Source organism: Nocardia sp. NPDC059177 (genome assembly GCF_042755165.1).
In the GTDB taxonomy this organism is placed as follows: Bacteria; Actinomycetota; Actinomycetes; order Mycobacteriales; family Mycobacteriaceae; genus Nocardia.
On sequence record NZ_JBHZBX010000004.1, the window covers coordinates 87,776 to 103,565 of the forward strand.

The window sequence follows — 15,790 nt, forward strand, 5'->3', positions numbered from 1 at the left end:
ACTTACAACGGCAATTGACCCCAGTGAAGGGCAAATGCCACACTGGAATTGGGCGATCCTCGCCATTCCGGACCGGATCGGCCCAGGCAACGATCCACGGTGCACCCGGCGCCACCGCCGATGCACTCGCCGCACACGGCACGTCCCACGTGCCGGCCGGCGTCTCAGGAAACGGGAGCCGCAGCTCCCCTCATGGAATCGGAGTATCCGATGACCATTCACCTCACCCCGGACGACATGCGCAGCACCCGCAGCCCCGAATACGCCGAACGTGTCGGCGCGAATCCGGAACGCTGGCAGCTCAGCTGGCTGCCCGACCGGACCCTCACCCGCGAGCAGGCCTTCGCCGGCATGCAACTCGACGAACTGATCAGCGATGTCACCGCCACCCACGACCGGATGGCACACGCGCAGATCAACGCCCACGCCGATACCCTCGGCATCGTGTGGGAACAGGCGATCATCCGGCTGTACAAGCGGATGATCGAACGCTTCGGCGACGGTGACCCCGTCGAACTCACCCACCGGGCGGCACCAGCGCGCCCACGCACCGCACCCCAGCTGTTCGGGCACGGCAACGCGGCGCGGCGGGTCTACTTCGGCTAGGCCGAGTGGGTGCGATGCTCGGCGCCGACCGCCTCGGCCAGCGAACCGAAACCGCCCGCGCGCAGCTGCGCGGCGATGCCGCGATGGATGCGGGTGGTCCAGAACAGGCCACCGTAGATGAATCCGGTGTAGCCCTGCAGCAAGGTGGCGCCGGCGAGAATGCGCTGCCAGGCTTGCTCGGCGGTCTCGATCCCGCCGACCGAGATGAGCACGACCTGATCACCCACCCGGGCATAGAGGCGGCGCAGTACTTCCAGTGACCGATCCGCGACGGGCGCACCGGACAGTCCACCGGCGCCCATCGCCTCGACCTCGGCGGCCGGGGTGTTCAGCCCGTCACGACGGATAGTGGTGTTGGTGGCCACGATCCCGGCCAGGCCGAGCTCCACCGCGAGATCGGCGACCGCGTCGACATCCTCGTCCGACAGATCGGGCGCGATCTTCACCAATACCGGCACCGACACACAGGCCAGCACCGCCTGCAGGATCGGCCGCAGTGACTCGACGGCCTGCAGATCACGCAGACCTGGGGTGTTGGGGGAGGACACGTTGACCACGACGAAATCGGCGAGCGGCCCGAGCAGCCGCGCGCTGGTCGCGTAATCGCCCGCGGCGGCCTCGGGTTCGACGACCTTGGTCTTGCCGATATTCGCCCCGATCGGGACGGTGGGATGCGCGCCGTGCAGCCGCGCGGCGGCCGCGGCGGCCCCGTGATTGTTGAACCCCATGCGGTTGATCAGGCCGTGGTCGGCGGGCAGCCGGAACAGCCGCGGCGCCGGATTACCCGGCTGGGCCCGCGCGGTAACAGTCCCGATCTCGGCGAAACCGAAACCGAGCGAACCCCAGGTGTTCGCGCCGTCGGCGTTCTTGTCGAATCCGGCGGCCAGCCCCAGCGGGGCGGCGAAGTCGACGCCGAACGCGGTGGTGGCCAGGATCGGATCGTCGACCACGGTCAGCTTGCGCACCAGCCAGCGCGTCGGCGGGAACCAGGTGGCGAACCGCAGCGCGGCGAAGACCAGATGGTGCACCCGCTCCGGCGGGATCAGGAACATCAAGCGTAGTAAGAGGGCGTACATGGGTCGGCTCACAATCCAGGTTCGGGCACGGGGAGGACGGCGTTCTTGCGGCGGCGCAACAACACCCGGCGGCTGCCGTCGGTGTAGGCGCGCACCCGCGACAGTTCCCAGCCACCGAATTCGGCCTGGATGGCCAGCCGCATCGAGGCGGTGACCCGGGTGACCTCGGGTGGCAGCCGCAGCGGCACGTACTCGTAGTCGTCGTTGCTGGTTTCCCAGCCCGGCGGGATCGCCGAACGTGAACCGCGAGGCTTGACGGCCATCACTGCCCTCTCTTCCGCTCGTCCGCGCCGATCCGCTGCAGACCCTCGCCCGCGGCGGAGGCCACGTAGAGATCGCCGGTGCGTTCGTCGACGGTCACCGCGTCGGGCTGTCGCAGGGTCGCGAAGCGCCCCACCTCGACGCCGATGCCGGTCGACAGGTCGTAGCCGACGACCTCGTTGCTCTCCGTGCGGGTCACCCACACCGTGTCGGAGCGCGGATCGTAGGCGAGCGCGTAAGGCGACGATGGTACCGGGAAACGCTGACGCAGCACGAGCGGACCGGCCGAGTAGACCAGCAGTTCACCGCCCGCGGTATCGGTGACGATGATGCGTCCGTGCGGGTCGGTGACCAGATTCGTCGCGCCGTCGCCGGCCCGCAGCATCAGCCCGAGCGCGTCGTCGCCGACGCTGACGACGGCGGTCTGCTCGCGGTCGAGCACGGTGATGGCGTCCCCGGTGACCGCGATCGCGTCCGCGGAGACCAGGCCGGTGACGGTGCGCGTCACAGTGCCGTCGGCGGCGAGCACCCGGACAGTTCCGTCGGCGGTACCGACCACGAGCGTGCCGTCGGTGCGTGTTTGCACACTGCGCAGGTCACCCTCGACGGGTGTCTCGGTGACGGTGCCGGTGGCCGCGTCGACCCGCAGGACCCGATCCGGGGCCGCGATCAGTACCTCGCCCGGCGTGCCCTGGGCGAGCGCGGCGCCGGCGACGGGCAGGGTAACCGTGCGCGGCGCGGTGGGGGAGGCGGGATCGGTCAGGGTGAGTGTGGTGCCCGCGGTGTCGAGTGCCGCGATCCGCCCCGTCGAGCGTTCAGCCAGCAACGCCGCTGTCGCCGGGGCAGGGAAGACCTGACCGGCGGGTGCCGACGTGGTGGCCGGGGAGACCGCCGCGGTGGCCGGTTCCCGGGTCGGCACATCCGGGCCGCCGTCCTCACCGGCACATCCTGTCAGCACCACCAGTGCCGCCGCGCCGAGAAACGCTGAGGCGACCGAGCCGCGAGGGCGCATGCACCGAACTCCTTTATTCCGCACGAGGTGACCGCTGATCACCATCTGACCATGATGACTCACCGGTAGCTCCGACCGGGTGGCGCACGTCAGGGTGTCGGTGACCCGGGTTACTGTTGACGCGTCGACAATTGACCGCCGAGCAGTGGGCAGGAGATCGCCACGATGACCGACCGGACAGCAGTGGGCTTCGGCATCGATGACATCACCGTCGGCCCCTTCGCCCACGGCTTCGGCACCACCGAGGACGGCCGCCCGTTCGCCTTCCGCACCTGGAGCGCCACCCTCACCATCGAGATCTACCGCGACGACCTGGGCGAATCCGTCCCGGAACCGGCCGATGTGGTGGCCACCGCGCAGGCCCCGATCACCGATATCGACCTCGGTGACGAACGCAGCGTGACCGCGTTCGTGCGCGATCTGCTGCACCACACCACCCCGGTCGCGGCCGCCGCTGTCCGGGACATCACGATGGTGCGTGGCCTGCTGGGACGTATCAGTGCCGTCATTGATGGTATGTAGATGGTGATGTCTTCCACACTTTTCGCCAGGGCCGCTGCGGCCACCGCCTGCCTGACGGCCCTCGTCGCCCTAGCCGCGTGCTCGGGAACCACCGACGAGGCCTCGGTCGACGCCGCACGGTCCTCGGCCAACGCCTCCCTCGCCTCCTCTGTCGCGGCGTCCTCGAGCAAGGCCAACGCGCCGCTGCCGACCGCCGCGGAACTCGACGCGCAGATCAAACGCGCGCTCGACCCCAACCTGCCCGACGCCGAGCGCACCGACCTCATCGAGGACGGCGAAGCGTTCAAGGACGCGATCCCCGACATGTACCAGGCGCTGCGCGACAACCCGCACGCCGTCTACGGCGTGGTCGATCCGGTCTTCGACAACCGCGACGGCACCCTCACCGCGACCATGCGCCTGGACAAGGACGGTTCAGGAACCAATATCCGCACCACCATCGTGCATTTCGTGCTGCTCGACGGTAAGTGGAAGATCTCGCGCACCGACCTGTGCGGCATCCTGCGCTCGGCCGACTACCGCACCGCCGCCTGCGGCTGACCATGCGGGAATCGCGTTCGATGCGGTGGGGCCGGTTCGTCCACCGCCACCGCTACCTCGTGCTCGGACTGTTCGTCTTCACGGTGCTGATCTCGGGCTGGTTCGGCCGGGACATGGCAGGCCGCTACACCCAGGAGGGCTGGTTCGACGAGTCCAGCCAGTCGGTGGCGGCCTCGAAACTGGCCGACGACACCTTCGGCCGCGACACCGACGGCGACCTGATCGTCATCTACACCGCCCCACCGGGCACCACCGTCGACGATCCCGCCGTCCGTGGGCCGGTGACAGCGGCGCTGGACGATCTGCGCGCCGAACACGGCGAGCGCATCCACAAGATCGACAGCTACTGGGACAGCCCGTTCTCGGCGAACGCCGCCGACCCGACCAAGCAGCACGCCTTCGCCAGTATCGGGCTCGCCGGCGGTGGCGGCACTGCGACAGTCAACAACTATCTCGCGCTGAAGCCCTATCTGAACGCCGATGTGCCCGGCGCGGGTCCGGGCGGTACGACCGTCCAGCTGGCCGGTCTGCAGCCGGTCGTCGAGGGCATCAATATCGGCATGCAGCACGACATCAAACGCGCGGAGATCATCGCGCTGCCGATCGTGGCGATCCTGCTGTACTTCGTCTTCGGCGGTGTCGTCGGCGCGCTGCTGCCGGTGCTGATCGGCGGGCTGACCATTCTCGGTACCTCCGGGATCCTGCGGTTCCTCACCGACCACATCGAGGTCAATGTCTTCGCCAGCGCGGTGATGACGCTGGTCAGTCTCGGGCTCGCGATCGACTACGGGCTCTTCACCGTGACCAGGTTCCGGGAGGAATTGGCCGCGGGCCGTGATGTCGAAGAAGCGACCGCGCGCACGGTGGCCACCGCCGGCCGGACGGTCCTGTTCTCGGCGGCGATCATCGCGGTCAGCTTGGGCGCGCTGTTCATCTTCCCCAACGGCGTGCTGCGCTCGGTGCCCTACGGCGGCATCTCCGCGGTCATGCTGGCCGCGTTGCTTTCGGTGACCGCGCTGCCCGCGGCGCTGAGCATTGTCGGCAGGCGCATCGACTGGCTGGGCTGGAAGCGGTTCACCCGCAGCAAGACCGAGGACGAGATCGACGCCGGGTTCTTCTCCCGGCTGGCCCAGTGGGCGATGCGGCGGCCGTGGGCTGTGGTCGTGCCGATTGTGCTCGCGCTGCTGGCGCTGAGCGTCCCGATGCGCCACATCGAGTTCGGTGGGATCAGCGAAAAATATCTGGCCGCGGACAATCCCGCGCGCGTGGCCCAGGAGGACTTCGACCGGCTGTTCCCGGGCTTCCGTACCGAGCCACTGAAACTGGTCATCGTGGGAGCTACGCCCCAGCAGCTGAGCGATATCCGGTTCGAGGCCAATCAGATCCCCGGATTGACCGGCCGGTTCGAACCGGCCGCGCCGACGAAGAACGACGTCAATGTGCTCTCGGCGGGATTGAGCGACAAACGCGACGCCGACCGGGTGATCGACACTCTGCGCGCGCTCCCCGCACCACCGGGCGTGGAGGTGATGGTCGCCGGTATCCCCGCGCTCGAACGCGACAGCATCAACGGCTTGATCGACGGATTGCCGCTGCTGCTGGCGATTCTGATGGCCGCGGCCCTGGCCTTGATGATGATCGCGTTCCGCTCGGTGATCCTGGCGGTGAAGGCGGTGGCGATGAGCCTGCTCAGCCTGATGTCCACGCTGGGTGTGCTGACGTGGATCTTCGTGGAGGGCCACGGAGCAGGCACGTTCGAGTTCACGCCCGGTCCGCTGATGTTCGCGGTGGTGGCGTTGATCGTGACGGTGATCTTCGGCCTGTCGACCGATTACGAGGTGTTCCTGCTGTCCAGGATCGCGGAGAAACGCGCGTCCGGGGCCGACGCCACCGAGTCCATCCGGTACGGCGTCGCACACACCGGCGGCGTGATCACCTCGGCCGCGGCCATCCTGATCGTCGTCACGGGCGCCTTCGGCTTCTCCGACCTGGTGCTGATGAAGTACATCGCCTACGGCATGATCGTCGCCCTCATCATCGACGCCACGATCATTCGCATGGTGCTGACACCGGCGCTGCTGAAGATCATCTGGCGCTGAACAGTTCGTCTGGAAGGTGGTGGGGGACCGGTTGATCCGGTTCCCCACCGTTGTTCGGGGGAGGGGAGTGGACGCGCGGACCGAAGAATGAACGGAGGGAAGTAGGAGGGCCGCGCCGAGGATTCACACAGAGAATTTTCTTGTGTTGTTCGAAGTACCTAACATATAACATGGTGATACGTGGATATGCGCATCTATCTATAGATCTTCCTTACTCAGTCAACACCCGACCGAACTGCAACACCAAAACAGCTCGGAGGGCGGGGGTCGGGTTGACAGCAAACATGTCTGATCGGCTACCGTGTCAACGATGACTACCGGGACGGCTTTGCGCCACACACGGATTGGCTACCCGGTGCTGTTCTGAGCGCTGCGCGGGCCGGTATCGGTCCGCTTGTCGAACGAGGGTCCGATGGTGCGCGGGCTCCGCCTTCGTCGTGTTGATCACAGGACATCAACTACGACAGAAGGACCCAACAATGACTGCAACGCACGGTACGTTGGTCGACGTGCGGACACCTGATGGTGTCGCCGACGCATATGTCGCCTACCCCGATGACGGCGCCGCCCATCCGGGAGTGCTGGTGATTCAGGACGGTTTCGGGCTGCGGCCCAGCCTGCGGACGCTGGCCGAACGTATCGCCGCCCACGGCTACACCGTCCTGGTGCCGAATGCCTATTACCGGCACGGCAACGCGCCGGTAATCGAGCTACCGAACTTCATCGACCCGGAGCAGCGGCCGGAGATCCTCCAGCAGGTCTTCCCGATGATCCGCGAGTTGACACCGGAGCTCCTGCGCTCCGATACCGGCGCTTACCTCGAATGGCTGGCGGCGGCGCCCTTGGTCGCCGAGGGGAAGGTCGGACTCACCGGCTACTGCATGGGTGCGCGGCTGGCGGTGATGGCCGCGGCCATGTTTCCTGATCGGGTCGCGGCAGTGGCCGGATTCCATGGCGGACCGCTGGTCACCGCCACTCCGGACAGTCCACACCTGGCCGTCGGAAACATCACGGCGGAGCTGTATTTCGCCCACGCCGGCGAAGATCACCACATGACTCCGGACCACATCGCCCAGTTCGACACGGCACTCGCCGATGCCGGCGTCCGGCACCGCACCGAAGTCTACGAGGGAGCCCACCACGGCTACACCCAAGCCGACACCTCCGCCTATCACCCCGAGGCCGCCGAACGGCACTACCGCGAGTTGCTCGCTCTGTTCGACCGAAATCTGCGCCGGTAGGGTATCGCGAACCCCGGACAGGGGAGTGGGCACGCCAGGTCTGAGTCGAGCTCACCCAGCGCTGCGGTCCTCGGCCTGTCGTGACATGAGAGCGCGTTTTAGTAGGTGACCAACCCCGCGGACCTCGGCGTCGGCGGACCCGAGGAAGAAGCTCGCGGCCACCGCTGCGAAAGCGGGTGTGAGCATCGGAGTGAGCTCGCGACCGGACTCGGTGAGTTCGAGAACGACCGCTCGACGGTCCTCGACTCCGGGCCGACGGCGCAGCAGGTCTTTGGCTTCGAGTCGGTCTATCAGCCGGGTCGCCCCGCCTGTGTCGATATCGAGCGCAGTGGCCAGGCGTTTCGGACTGTTCTCACCGCCGGCGAGATTGATCAGTAGCGCTGCCTGCTGAGCGGTTACCCCATGGGTGGCGAGCTCTCGATCCAGCGATCTCGACAGTTCCCGCGCGGAAGCGTGCAGCAGCGACGCGGTCCGTACGGCAGTGGCGTTCTCCATCGCGCCAATATAGCTGCCTAGACTGTAACTGTCTAGGCAGCTATATTGGTATGTATTGGAACTTCGGTAGCGAGACAGCGCGTGCCGTGGTCCGACCAGCCGCGCTCCCGCAAGGTGGCCACCCGCGTGGGTATGGGTCGGATAGGCTCGCGAGCATGGCCGTCTACCTAGTCACCGGTGCCGCTGGATTCATCGGCGCGAACTACGTGCATTTCCTGCTCGAACGCGAGCCGGACGCACACGTCGTAGCAGTCGACTACATCGGGTTCGCGGGCAACATCGCCAACCTGGACACCGCCATCGGCAAGGTCAGCTTCGTTCAAGCCGATATCGCCGACCTGGAAGCGATGGAAGCGATCTACCGGAAGCACCGGCCGGATTTCGTGGTCAACTTCGCCGCCGAGTCCCATAACGATCGCGCGATCCTAGGGCCGTCGGTGTTCATGCGGTCCAACGCCCTGGGTGCGCAGGTGATGGCCGAAGCCAGCCGCTTGGTGCCGGTGACCTCCCATGTGCACGTATCGACGATCGAGGTGTACGGGGAACTGGCCGCCGGGCAGCAGTGGTTCACCGAACGCTCACCATTGAACGCCAAGACGCCGTACTCGGCGGCCAAGGCGGCCGGCGATCAGATGGTGCGCGCCTACATGGCGACCTATCCCGACCTGAATGTCCGAATGACTCACTGCGCCAACAATTATGGTCGCTTCCAGCTGCCGGAGAAACTGATCCCGCTGGCGGTGACGAACCTGCTGCGCGGCCGCAAGGTTCCCGTCTATGGCGATGGGTTGCAGTCGCGGGACTGGCTGCACGTCGACGACCATTGCGCGGCCGTGCATCAGGTGTTGCACGCCGATCTTCCCCCGATTCCTGTGGCTGCAGGCACGGATCCGGGATTGCTACCGATTTTCGACATTTCCGCGCGCTGCGAGGTCACCAATCTCGATATCGCGCGGCGGGTCTGCGCTGAGCTGGGTCTCGATCCCGCCGAATGGATCGAACACATTCCCGACCGGCCCAACCACGATCGCCGCTACCTCATCGACCCCACCAAGCTCGAAACCGAGCTCGGCTGGGCACCGACACGGGAGTTCGATGCCGGGATCGCTGAGACGGTGGCCTGGTACGTGTCCCATCGTGACTGGTGGGAGAAGATCATCGCCGAAAAGGGCGACCTCGGTTTCGACTGGTCACGTGTCGGTCCGGCTGCTGTCGGCTAGCGCGCGGCGGTGGTCGCGGCCGCGACGGCGGTGATCACCTTCTCGACGGTGCCGGCGTCCATGGACCGCCACAACGGCAGGCAGATATGGCGGGCGGCGAAGTCGTCGGCCTGAGCGAACCGATCGCCCGCGTTGAGGTTGGCGAACACCGGCTGTCGGTGCAGCGGTTGTTCGTAGACGCCGCGTGCGAGGGTCACCCCGTGCTCGGCCGCCGCAGCTCGTAGCGCATCCCGGTCGATATCGTCAGCGAGCAGTGCGATGCATTTATGGCCGCTGACCTGGTTGTTCTCGCCGATGTCGGGGAAGGTCAAGCCGGTACCGGCAAGGTTTCGCCGGTAGCGGTCGATGATGGCGCGGCGCGTGCAGGTGTCGTCGGTGAGCTGATCGAGGCCGATCGTACCCAGGGCCGCGCCGATCTCGGTCAGCCGCCAGCTATTGCCTGCCAGGATGTGAACGCCGTCGCTGGTCTTACCTTGGTTGCGGTATTGCCGGGCGAACGTCGCGAGGGCGTTGTCGCTGGTGGTGATCGCGCCGCCCTCGCCGCCGGTGGTGACGACTTTGGTCGCGAAGAACGACCAGGCCGCCGCGACCCCGAATCCGCCTGCGGGGATGCGGTGCAGGTGCGCGCCGTGCGCGTGGGCGGCGTCTTCGACGAGCGCCACCCTCGCACGTTCGCACATCGCGACCAGTTCCGGCAGTCGGGGACTCAGGTATCCGCCGACGTGGACGACCACCACAGCGGCAACCGAGCCCGATAGTCGCGCGGCGATATCGTCGAGGTCGGGATACAGGCCCGAGTCGTAGAGTTCGACCCGAGCTCCCGCCCGCAGGGCTGCCGCGGCGGTCGCGTAGTTGGTGTTCGTCGGGACCAACACGGTGCGCCCGGCCACGTCCAACCAGGAGAAGATGATCTCCAGGGCGGTGGACCCGGAATTGACCGCGACTGCCTCACGCACGCCGGCCATCGCGGCAGCCCGCCCCTCGAACGCCTCGGTGTGCTGGCCCAACACCAGGTCACCGGAGCTCAGGATGTCGGTGATCAAGGACGCCGCCGCCGTGATCTCGGCGTCGGTCAATGCGGCGGTGAACGGGATGATCATCGCGCCTCCTGCATCGACTCGCTGACCCAGGGCTGCCCGGCGACCAGGCCGCACGCATCACCTGGCGCCGCGCGACCAGCTGTCATGGCGAGAGGTAGCGCTGTGCCGGTGATCGCGATGGCGACTTCGCGGGAAGCGTGCATCGCCAGGGTCATCTTGCCGGGCAGAACCGTCCACAATCCGTGAAGCTGTTCGCGGTAGGTGTGGTCGATGACCGCGTAGTTCGGCGAGGTGCCCCACCGGTCGGCATCGGTGCCCAGGTGTTCGGTTTTCGAGCAGACCCACGCGCTGGCGCGACCGTGCTCGATGATTCCCGGTGCGAGCCAGTCTCGTAATTCGGCGTCGAGCGCGGCGGCCTCGCCGGTGGGCACCGGCCAGCGTCCTGCTTTCGTCACTGCGGGCTGGACCCCGCCGTAGCGCGATGCCAGGACCACCCCGGTAGCGGTCGGCGCCAAGGCAGGCCACCCGAACTCGAGCCCGATCAACGGGCGCGACAGGACACCTGGGTAGGCGGTCAGCATCTCCAACCGCGACGAGAGCGCGGTGCCGATCATCGACCCCGCGTCATCGAGCAAGGCGCGGGTGCCGATGCCCGCGCACACCACAACTATCGGCGCGCACGTCAACCCTTGGGCGGTCGCGACACCGTGTACCCGGCGATCCTCGAGGAGAATCCGGGCGGCTTTCACCCCGACCACGATTTCCACGCCCAACACAACGCAGTGCGCGGCAAGGTCATTCAGGAGCGCGTGGGTGTCGATGACCAGTTCGCTGGTCGCGCACGCGGCGACATCGCGACCGTGAACACGCAGTATCTCGTTGATTTCGCGGCCATCGACGCGATGGTTGACGATGTCGTGACGCCGCCACAACCGGCGGTAGGTGTGCATCGTCTCCGGTGTGCCGTAGTACCAGCACGGCTGGGTCGCTACCACACAGTCGGGAAAGGCCGTCCGGTAGGCGATCTGGGCTTGCGCGCAGGTGGCGACGATCTCGGGGTGCCAGCGCGCATACAGGGCCCCGGAGTGGATCAGACCGTGATTGCTCGTCGTCGCGCCCGCACCCAGCAGGTCACGCTCGATCAGCCGCACACTCATTCCCGCGCCCGCTAGCCTTGCCGCGATCATCAACCCGGCGACTCCACCGCCGATGACAACACAATCAATCCCGCTTTTCATCGCACCCCCTGCGATAAGTTGGGCCATCCGATTGGCCCGGTGCCTGGTATCCAGGGTGGTGCGAATCGGGGCGGCAATGACCCGTTCCGCGTCTCCAGGTGTCTACACCTCGATAGCATCGACCCATGACGACTCGTAGTCGGTGTGGGGAGGAGCACGGGGCGGCTGCAGTGGCTGGAGCCCAGCTCAAGGCTGCGCGTGAAGCCGCCGGGCTGTCATTGTCGCAGATGTCGGCCCGGCTGAACTTCAGCAAATCAGCACTGGGGCACTACGAGACCGGTGCCCGCAGTGCGCCGCCGGACCTCGCGTTGTGGTACGAACGCATCTGTGGCGCCTACACAGATCCCGTCGCCGCGGTGACCGCGCTGGGCCGCGCGGATGTCGACCGCCGCTCATTCCTGCTGCGCGCCGCCTACACCGCCGCGTTGAGCGCGACGGCGCTGACTGCCCTCGACGCGAGCCGCCTGATCGCGACGTCAGCGACTCGCACAGTCGGCATGGCCGAAGTCGACGCGGTTCGCGCGGTCACCTCGGCGTTGTTGTCGCTGGATGAAGCACGTGGTGGCGGTATCGGACGCACCGCGGTCGCGGAATTCCTCGTCACCGACGTCGCCGATCTGCTCGGATCGCAGTTCGCTGACGCGGGCGTGCGTCGCGAGGCGTTCTCGGCAGCCTGCGAGCTGGCCTACCTGGCGGGGTTCAAGGCCCACGACGCGGGCCAGGACGGAATTGCGCAACGCTACTACGTCGCCGCGCTTCGGCTGGCCGAGCACGCGGCGAACCCCGTGCAACAGGCGTGGGTTCTGCGCGCGTTGGCATTGCAGGGCGTCGATATCCGGCAACACCGCTTCAGCGTCGACCTCGCCGAAGAAGCGGCGCGGCGCGTGCACGGGCATCTGGGTGCTGACACGGCCGCGCTGTTCACGGTCGGGTTGGCCCGCTGCCATGCCGAATCCGGCAACCACGTCCAAGCCCGAGACGTACTCCGCCGGGCGGAGCTGACGATTTCCGCCGATCTCACCGAGCCCGCACCTCACGCGATCGCGATGTGGTGCCCGAACAAGGCCACCGTTGTCGACCAAGCCGCGAAAGCCTTCACCGCGCTCGGCGAACACGGACAAGCCCAACAGCTGTTCACCCTCGGTGCGTCGATCTGGAACCCGGGCACGCACGCACGCGTGCACGCGCTCACCTGCGCCGACGCTGGGATCGCCCAGTGGAAGACCGGCGACGATGGTGGCGCGGTCGCGCTGTGGGCCTCGGTCGTCCCGGTCCTGCAACGAGTGCGGTCCGCCCGAACCGCGAAAGCGCTCGACAAGATCGCCCGCCACGCACCCGAACTCGTCACCACAGCTGTCTGACCTGAGCAGCGTGGACAGCTGCGAACCGTGGATCAAAAGCCTGGACCGGCGACCGATGTCGAATTGGAGTGTCGTGGAATGTCGGGTCAGTGGCGGCCGCGTTCCGGGAGGACGAGTTGCGCGCCGGTGGCGGGATGGTCGAAGACGTCGACCGGGTGGCGGTAGACGTCGGTGAGGAGTTCGCGGGTGAGGACGGTGCGCGGCGGTCCGTCGGCGGCGACGCGGCCGTCGGCGAGGACGGTGACCCGGTCGGCGTAGGCGGCGGCCACACCGAGGTCGTGGACTACGACGACCACGGCGGCGCCGTCGGTGGCGCGCTCGGCGGCCAGCTTCAGCACGGCTTCCTGGTGGCCGATGTCGAGGGCGGCGGTCGGTTCGTCCAGGAGCACGGTGGCGGTGTCCTGGGCGAGGACGCGAGCCAGGGCGACGCGGGCGCGTTCACCGCCGGAGAGGGAGGGGAACGCGCGGGTGGCCAGGTGGGTGACGTCGGTGGCGGCGAGTGCGGCGTCGACGAGGGCGTCGTCGTTGTCGGCGGCGGGGGTGTGCAGCCAGGGGGAGCGGCCCATCGCGACGACTTCGCGTGCGGTGAAGGGGAAGCCGACGGTGTGGGACTGGGGGAGTACGGCGCGGCGCCGGGCCATGTCGGCGGGGGACCAGTGGGTGAGTGCGTGGCCTTCCAGTTTCACGGTGCCCGCGCTGGGTTCGAGTTCGCCGGCGAGGGCGGCGAGCAGGCTCGATTTGCCTGCCCCGTTGGGGCCGACGAGTGCGACGATTTCGCCTGCGGTGACCTGGAAGTCGACGTCGGCGAGGACGGTGCGGGTGCCGCGCCGCACGGTGAGTCCGGTGGCGCGCAGGGTGACGGTGCCGGGTGTGGGCCGGGCGGGGACGTCGGGGGTGCGGGCGAACAGGGATCGCCAGGAGGTGCTGTGGCGGGTGGTGCCGGTCATCCCCAGCCTCCTGCCCTGGCCCTGGTGCGGCGCAGCAGCCAGAAGAAGAACGGGCCACCGATCAGTGAGGTCAGCATGCCGAGGGGGAGGTCGGCGTTGTGGACGAGGGTGCGGGCGACGACGTCGGCGCCGAGTAGGACAACGGCGCCGAGGATCGCGCTGAGCGGGACGAGTACGCGGTGGCCCGGTCCGACGAGCATGCGGACCAGGTGCGGCACGATGAGCCCGACGAACAGGATGATGCCGCTGAAGGCGACGCCTGCGGCGGTGAGGACGGCGACGACCACGATGACCTGTCGGCGCAGGCGTTCGACGTCGACGCCGAGGTGACGGGCGGCGGAGTCGCCGAGGGCGAGCAGGTCCAGGCGTGGTGCGATCAGGACGGCGGCGAGGATGCCGGTGGCGGCGAGGGTGGCGACGACCGCGACCGATGGCCAGGTGGCGCCGTTGAGGCTGCCCATCTGCCAGAACACGATCTGGTCGCGGGCGGCGGGGGTGGCGACGAACAGCAGCAGGGCGATGAGTCCGCCGGCGAAGGCGTTGATGGCGACGCCGGTGAGGATGAGGGTGACGACTTCGGTGCGTCCGCCGGATCGTGACAGCAGGTACACCAGGGCGGTGGTGAGGAGTCCGGCGAGGAAGGCGGCTGCGGCGACGGACCAGGCGGCGACGAATGCGCCGCCGATCACGATCACGGTGCCCGCGCCGACGGCGGCGCCGGCGGAGACGCCGATGACGCCGGGTTCGGCGAGGGGATTGGCGAAGACACCTTGTAGCAGCGCGCCTGCGGTCGCGAGGGCGGCGCCGACGAGGACGGCCAGGGCGACGCGGGGGAACCGGACCTGCCACAGGGTGACTTCCCCGGCGGGGTGGGCGGGCAGCGGGCCGAGGTCGAGGCCGATGCGGTGGGTGATGCTGCCGAAGACTTCGGCGGCGGTGGTGGGTACCTGGCCGAGGACGGCCGAGACCAGCGCCAGCGCGATCAGGGCGAGGACGGCGAGTGCGCAGACGACGGTGACCCGGGTGGCGCGGTGCCGGGTGGGTGGTAGCGGGTCGGGGGTGGCGTCGGTGATGCGTGGTGTCGCGGTGGTCGGCTGGGCTTTGTTCATGTGTTCTTGCCGTAGACGGCGTCGGACAGTGCGGAGATGACGCGGCCGGTGTTGGGGCCGAAGCTGAGGATCACCGCGTCGGACATGTCGACGACGCGGCGGTTGCGGCCCGCGGGGGTTTGGGCGATGCCGGGGATTTTTTCCAGGCCGTCGACGCCGCCGACGGATTTCAGTCCGTCGGACATGACGAGCAGGACGTCGGGTGCGGCGGCGATCATGGCTTCGCTGGTGATGGTGACGAAGGGTTCGTCGACTCCTGCGGCGGTGCCTGCGTCGATGCCGCCGATGGCGGTGATGAGCGAGTCGGCGCCGGAGCCGCGGCCGGCGATCATGGTGATGGCGGTGCTGCGCAGGTAGAGGAACGCGATCTTGGGTGCCGGGTCCTGGTGTGGGACGCGGGCGGTGGCGGCGGCGATCTCGTCGCTGGTGCGTTGTCCGAGGCGGGTGCCTGCGTCGGGGACGCCGAGTGCGGTGGCGACGGCTTCGATCTGGGGGACGACGCCGTCCATGCTGCGGTCGGGGTCGAAGTAGACGACGTTGACGCCGGCGGCGCGGAGTTGTTCGCGGACCGCGGGTGCGGCGCTGGTGGTGTCGGTGAGGAAGACCGAGGGGCGCAGGGCGAGGACGGCTTCGACGCTGAGGCTGCCGTTGCCGCCGGCGACGTTGGTGACGTGGGCGGCGGCGGGGAAGGAGGCGGAGGTGCTGCGGCCGACGAGGTTGGCGCCGAGTCCGAGGGCCCAGACGGTCTGGGCGAGGGTGCCGTAGCGGTCGACGGCGATGATGCGGGAGATGTCGGTGACGGTGACGTCGCTGCCGTCGTAGGACTGGACGGTGACGGGGAGTTGCGGGGTGGGTGTGTCGCCGATCGGGACGGGGTCGAGGTCGGCGAGTTGGGCGGTGGCCGGACCCTGCGAAATGGCAGTCGATGCAGAATTGCTTCCTGTGCACGCGACGGCGCCGGTCAGCACCGTCGCCGCGAGCATCGCCGTCAACACACCACGCAGTCTCATGCAGGTAAGGCTA

16 protein-coding genes are annotated in these 15,790 nt (G+C 68.0%); 7 read left to right on the top strand and 9 right to left on the bottom strand.

Annotated features, from left to right (window positions below):
- Positions 1 to 210 precede the first annotated feature (210 nt).
- The gene (locus ACFXK0_RS06795) at positions 211 to 606 is read left to right on the top strand and encodes a hypothetical protein (RefSeq protein ID WP_379408884.1); all 396 of its coding nucleotides are present in this window, start codon (positions 211 to 213) and stop codon (positions 604 to 606) included.
- Here the strand turns inward: ACFXK0_RS06795 and ACFXK0_RS06800 are convergent.
- From ACFXK0_RS06800 to ACFXK0_RS06810, 3 genes are read right to left on the bottom strand one after another with little or no spacing between them, the layout of a single operon-like run.
- Positions 603 to 1,682, bottom strand: a complete 1,080-nt coding sequence (locus ACFXK0_RS06800; RefSeq protein WP_379408885.1) for a quinone-dependent dihydroorotate dehydrogenase — start codon at positions 1,680 to 1,682, stop codon at positions 603 to 605. The two genes, ACFXK0_RS06795 and ACFXK0_RS06800, sit on opposite strands and share 4 nt — an antisense overlap.
- An 8-nt stretch (positions 1,683 to 1,690) precedes the next feature.
- Positions 1,691 to 1,945: a DUF5703 family protein gene (locus ACFXK0_RS06805; protein ID WP_379408886.1), complete on the bottom strand. Its 255-nt coding sequence runs from the start codon at positions 1,943 to 1,945 to the stop codon at positions 1,691 to 1,693.
- Positions 1,945 to 2,955: a hypothetical protein gene (locus tag ACFXK0_RS06810; protein WP_379408887.1), complete on the bottom strand. Its 1,011-nt coding sequence runs from the start codon at positions 2,953 to 2,955 to the stop codon at positions 1,945 to 1,947. Before ACFXK0_RS06810 ends, ACFXK0_RS06805 begins: the two co-directional genes overlap by 1 nt.
- Before the next feature lie 165 nt (positions 2,956 to 3,120).
- Between ACFXK0_RS06810 and ACFXK0_RS06815 the strand changes: the two genes are divergently transcribed.
- From ACFXK0_RS06815 to ACFXK0_RS06830, 4 genes are all read left to right on the top strand, one after another.
- The gene (locus ACFXK0_RS06815; RefSeq protein WP_379408888.1) at positions 3,121 to 3,477 is read left to right on the top strand and encodes a hypothetical protein; all 357 of its coding nucleotides are present in this window, start codon (positions 3,121 to 3,123) and stop codon (positions 3,475 to 3,477) included.
- 6 nt (positions 3,478 to 3,483) lie between these two features.
- Complete coding sequence (locus ACFXK0_RS06820) at positions 3,484 to 4,017, top strand: hypothetical protein (protein WP_379408889.1); 534 nt, start codon at positions 3,484 to 3,486, stop codon at positions 4,015 to 4,017.
- Between the two features lie 2 nt (positions 4,018 to 4,019).
- Positions 4,020 to 6,116: an MMPL family transporter gene (locus ACFXK0_RS06825; protein WP_379408890.1), complete on the top strand. Its 2,097-nt coding sequence runs from the start codon at positions 4,020 to 4,022 to the stop codon at positions 6,114 to 6,116.
- Between the two features lie 479 nt (positions 6,117 to 6,595).
- Positions 6,596 to 7,357 carry a dienelactone hydrolase family protein gene (locus tag ACFXK0_RS06830; protein WP_379408891.1) on the top strand — a complete coding sequence of 254 codons (762 nt, stop codon included), beginning with the start codon at positions 6,596 to 6,598 and terminating at the stop codon, positions 7,355 to 7,357.
- A 51-nt stretch (positions 7,358 to 7,408) separates the two neighbouring features.
- Here the strand turns inward: ACFXK0_RS06830 and ACFXK0_RS06835 are convergent, their stop codons facing one another.
- Positions 7,409 to 7,852 (bottom strand): MarR family winged helix-turn-helix transcriptional regulator, encoded by a 444-nt coding sequence (locus ACFXK0_RS06835; protein ID WP_379408892.1) that lies wholly within the window; start codon positions 7,850 to 7,852, stop codon positions 7,409 to 7,411.
- Between the two features lie 155 nt (positions 7,853 to 8,007).
- Here ACFXK0_RS06835 and ACFXK0_RS06840 point away from each other — a divergent pair, with 155 nt between their 5' ends.
- Positions 8,008 to 9,072: a dTDP-glucose 4,6-dehydratase gene (locus ACFXK0_RS06840; protein WP_379409176.1), complete on the top strand. Its 1,065-nt coding sequence runs from the start codon at positions 8,008 to 8,010 to the stop codon at positions 9,070 to 9,072.
- On the opposite strand, the gene ACFXK0_RS06845 is transcribed toward ACFXK0_RS06840, so the two are convergent.
- On the bottom strand, positions 9,069 to 10,172 hold the full coding sequence (locus tag ACFXK0_RS06845; protein ID WP_379408893.1) for a DegT/DnrJ/EryC1/StrS family aminotransferase: 1,104 nt from the start codon (positions 10,170 to 10,172) through the stop codon (positions 9,069 to 9,071). The two genes, ACFXK0_RS06840 and ACFXK0_RS06845, sit on opposite strands and share 4 nt — an antisense overlap.
- Positions 10,169 to 11,377: an NAD(P)/FAD-dependent oxidoreductase gene (locus tag ACFXK0_RS06850; RefSeq protein WP_379408894.1), complete on the bottom strand. Its 1,209-nt coding sequence runs from the start codon at positions 11,375 to 11,377 to the stop codon at positions 10,169 to 10,171. The genes ACFXK0_RS06845 and ACFXK0_RS06850 overlap by 4 nt, the downstream gene beginning before the upstream one ends.
- Positions 11,378 to 11,520: 143 nt before the next feature.
- Between ACFXK0_RS06850 and ACFXK0_RS06855 the strand changes: the two genes are divergently transcribed.
- Positions 11,521 to 12,711, top strand: coding sequence for a helix-turn-helix domain-containing protein (locus ACFXK0_RS06855; RefSeq protein WP_379408895.1), 1,191 nt, complete (start codon positions 11,521 to 11,523; stop codon positions 12,709 to 12,711).
- A gap of 86 nt (positions 12,712 to 12,797) precedes the next feature.
- Here the strand turns inward: ACFXK0_RS06855 and ACFXK0_RS06860 are convergent, their stop codons facing one another.
- Genes ACFXK0_RS06860 through ACFXK0_RS06870 form a run of 3 tightly spaced genes read right to left on the bottom strand, consistent with a single transcriptional unit; the run spans position 12,798 to position 15,777 of the window.
- On the bottom strand, positions 12,798 to 13,658 hold the full coding sequence (locus ACFXK0_RS06860) for a heme ABC transporter ATP-binding protein (protein ID WP_379408896.1): 861 nt from the start codon (positions 13,656 to 13,658) through the stop codon (positions 12,798 to 12,800).
- Positions 13,655 to 14,767 (bottom strand): FecCD family ABC transporter permease, encoded by a 1,113-nt coding sequence (locus tag ACFXK0_RS06865; RefSeq protein WP_379408897.1) that lies wholly within the window; start codon positions 14,765 to 14,767, stop codon positions 13,655 to 13,657. Before ACFXK0_RS06865 ends, ACFXK0_RS06860 begins: the two co-directional genes overlap by 4 nt.
- Complete coding sequence (locus ACFXK0_RS06870) at positions 14,764 to 15,777, bottom strand: hemin ABC transporter substrate-binding protein (RefSeq protein ID WP_379408898.1); 1,014 nt, start codon at positions 15,775 to 15,777, stop codon at positions 14,764 to 14,766. Before ACFXK0_RS06870 ends, ACFXK0_RS06865 begins: the two co-directional genes overlap by 4 nt.
- Positions 15,778 to 15,790 lie beyond the last annotated feature (13 nt).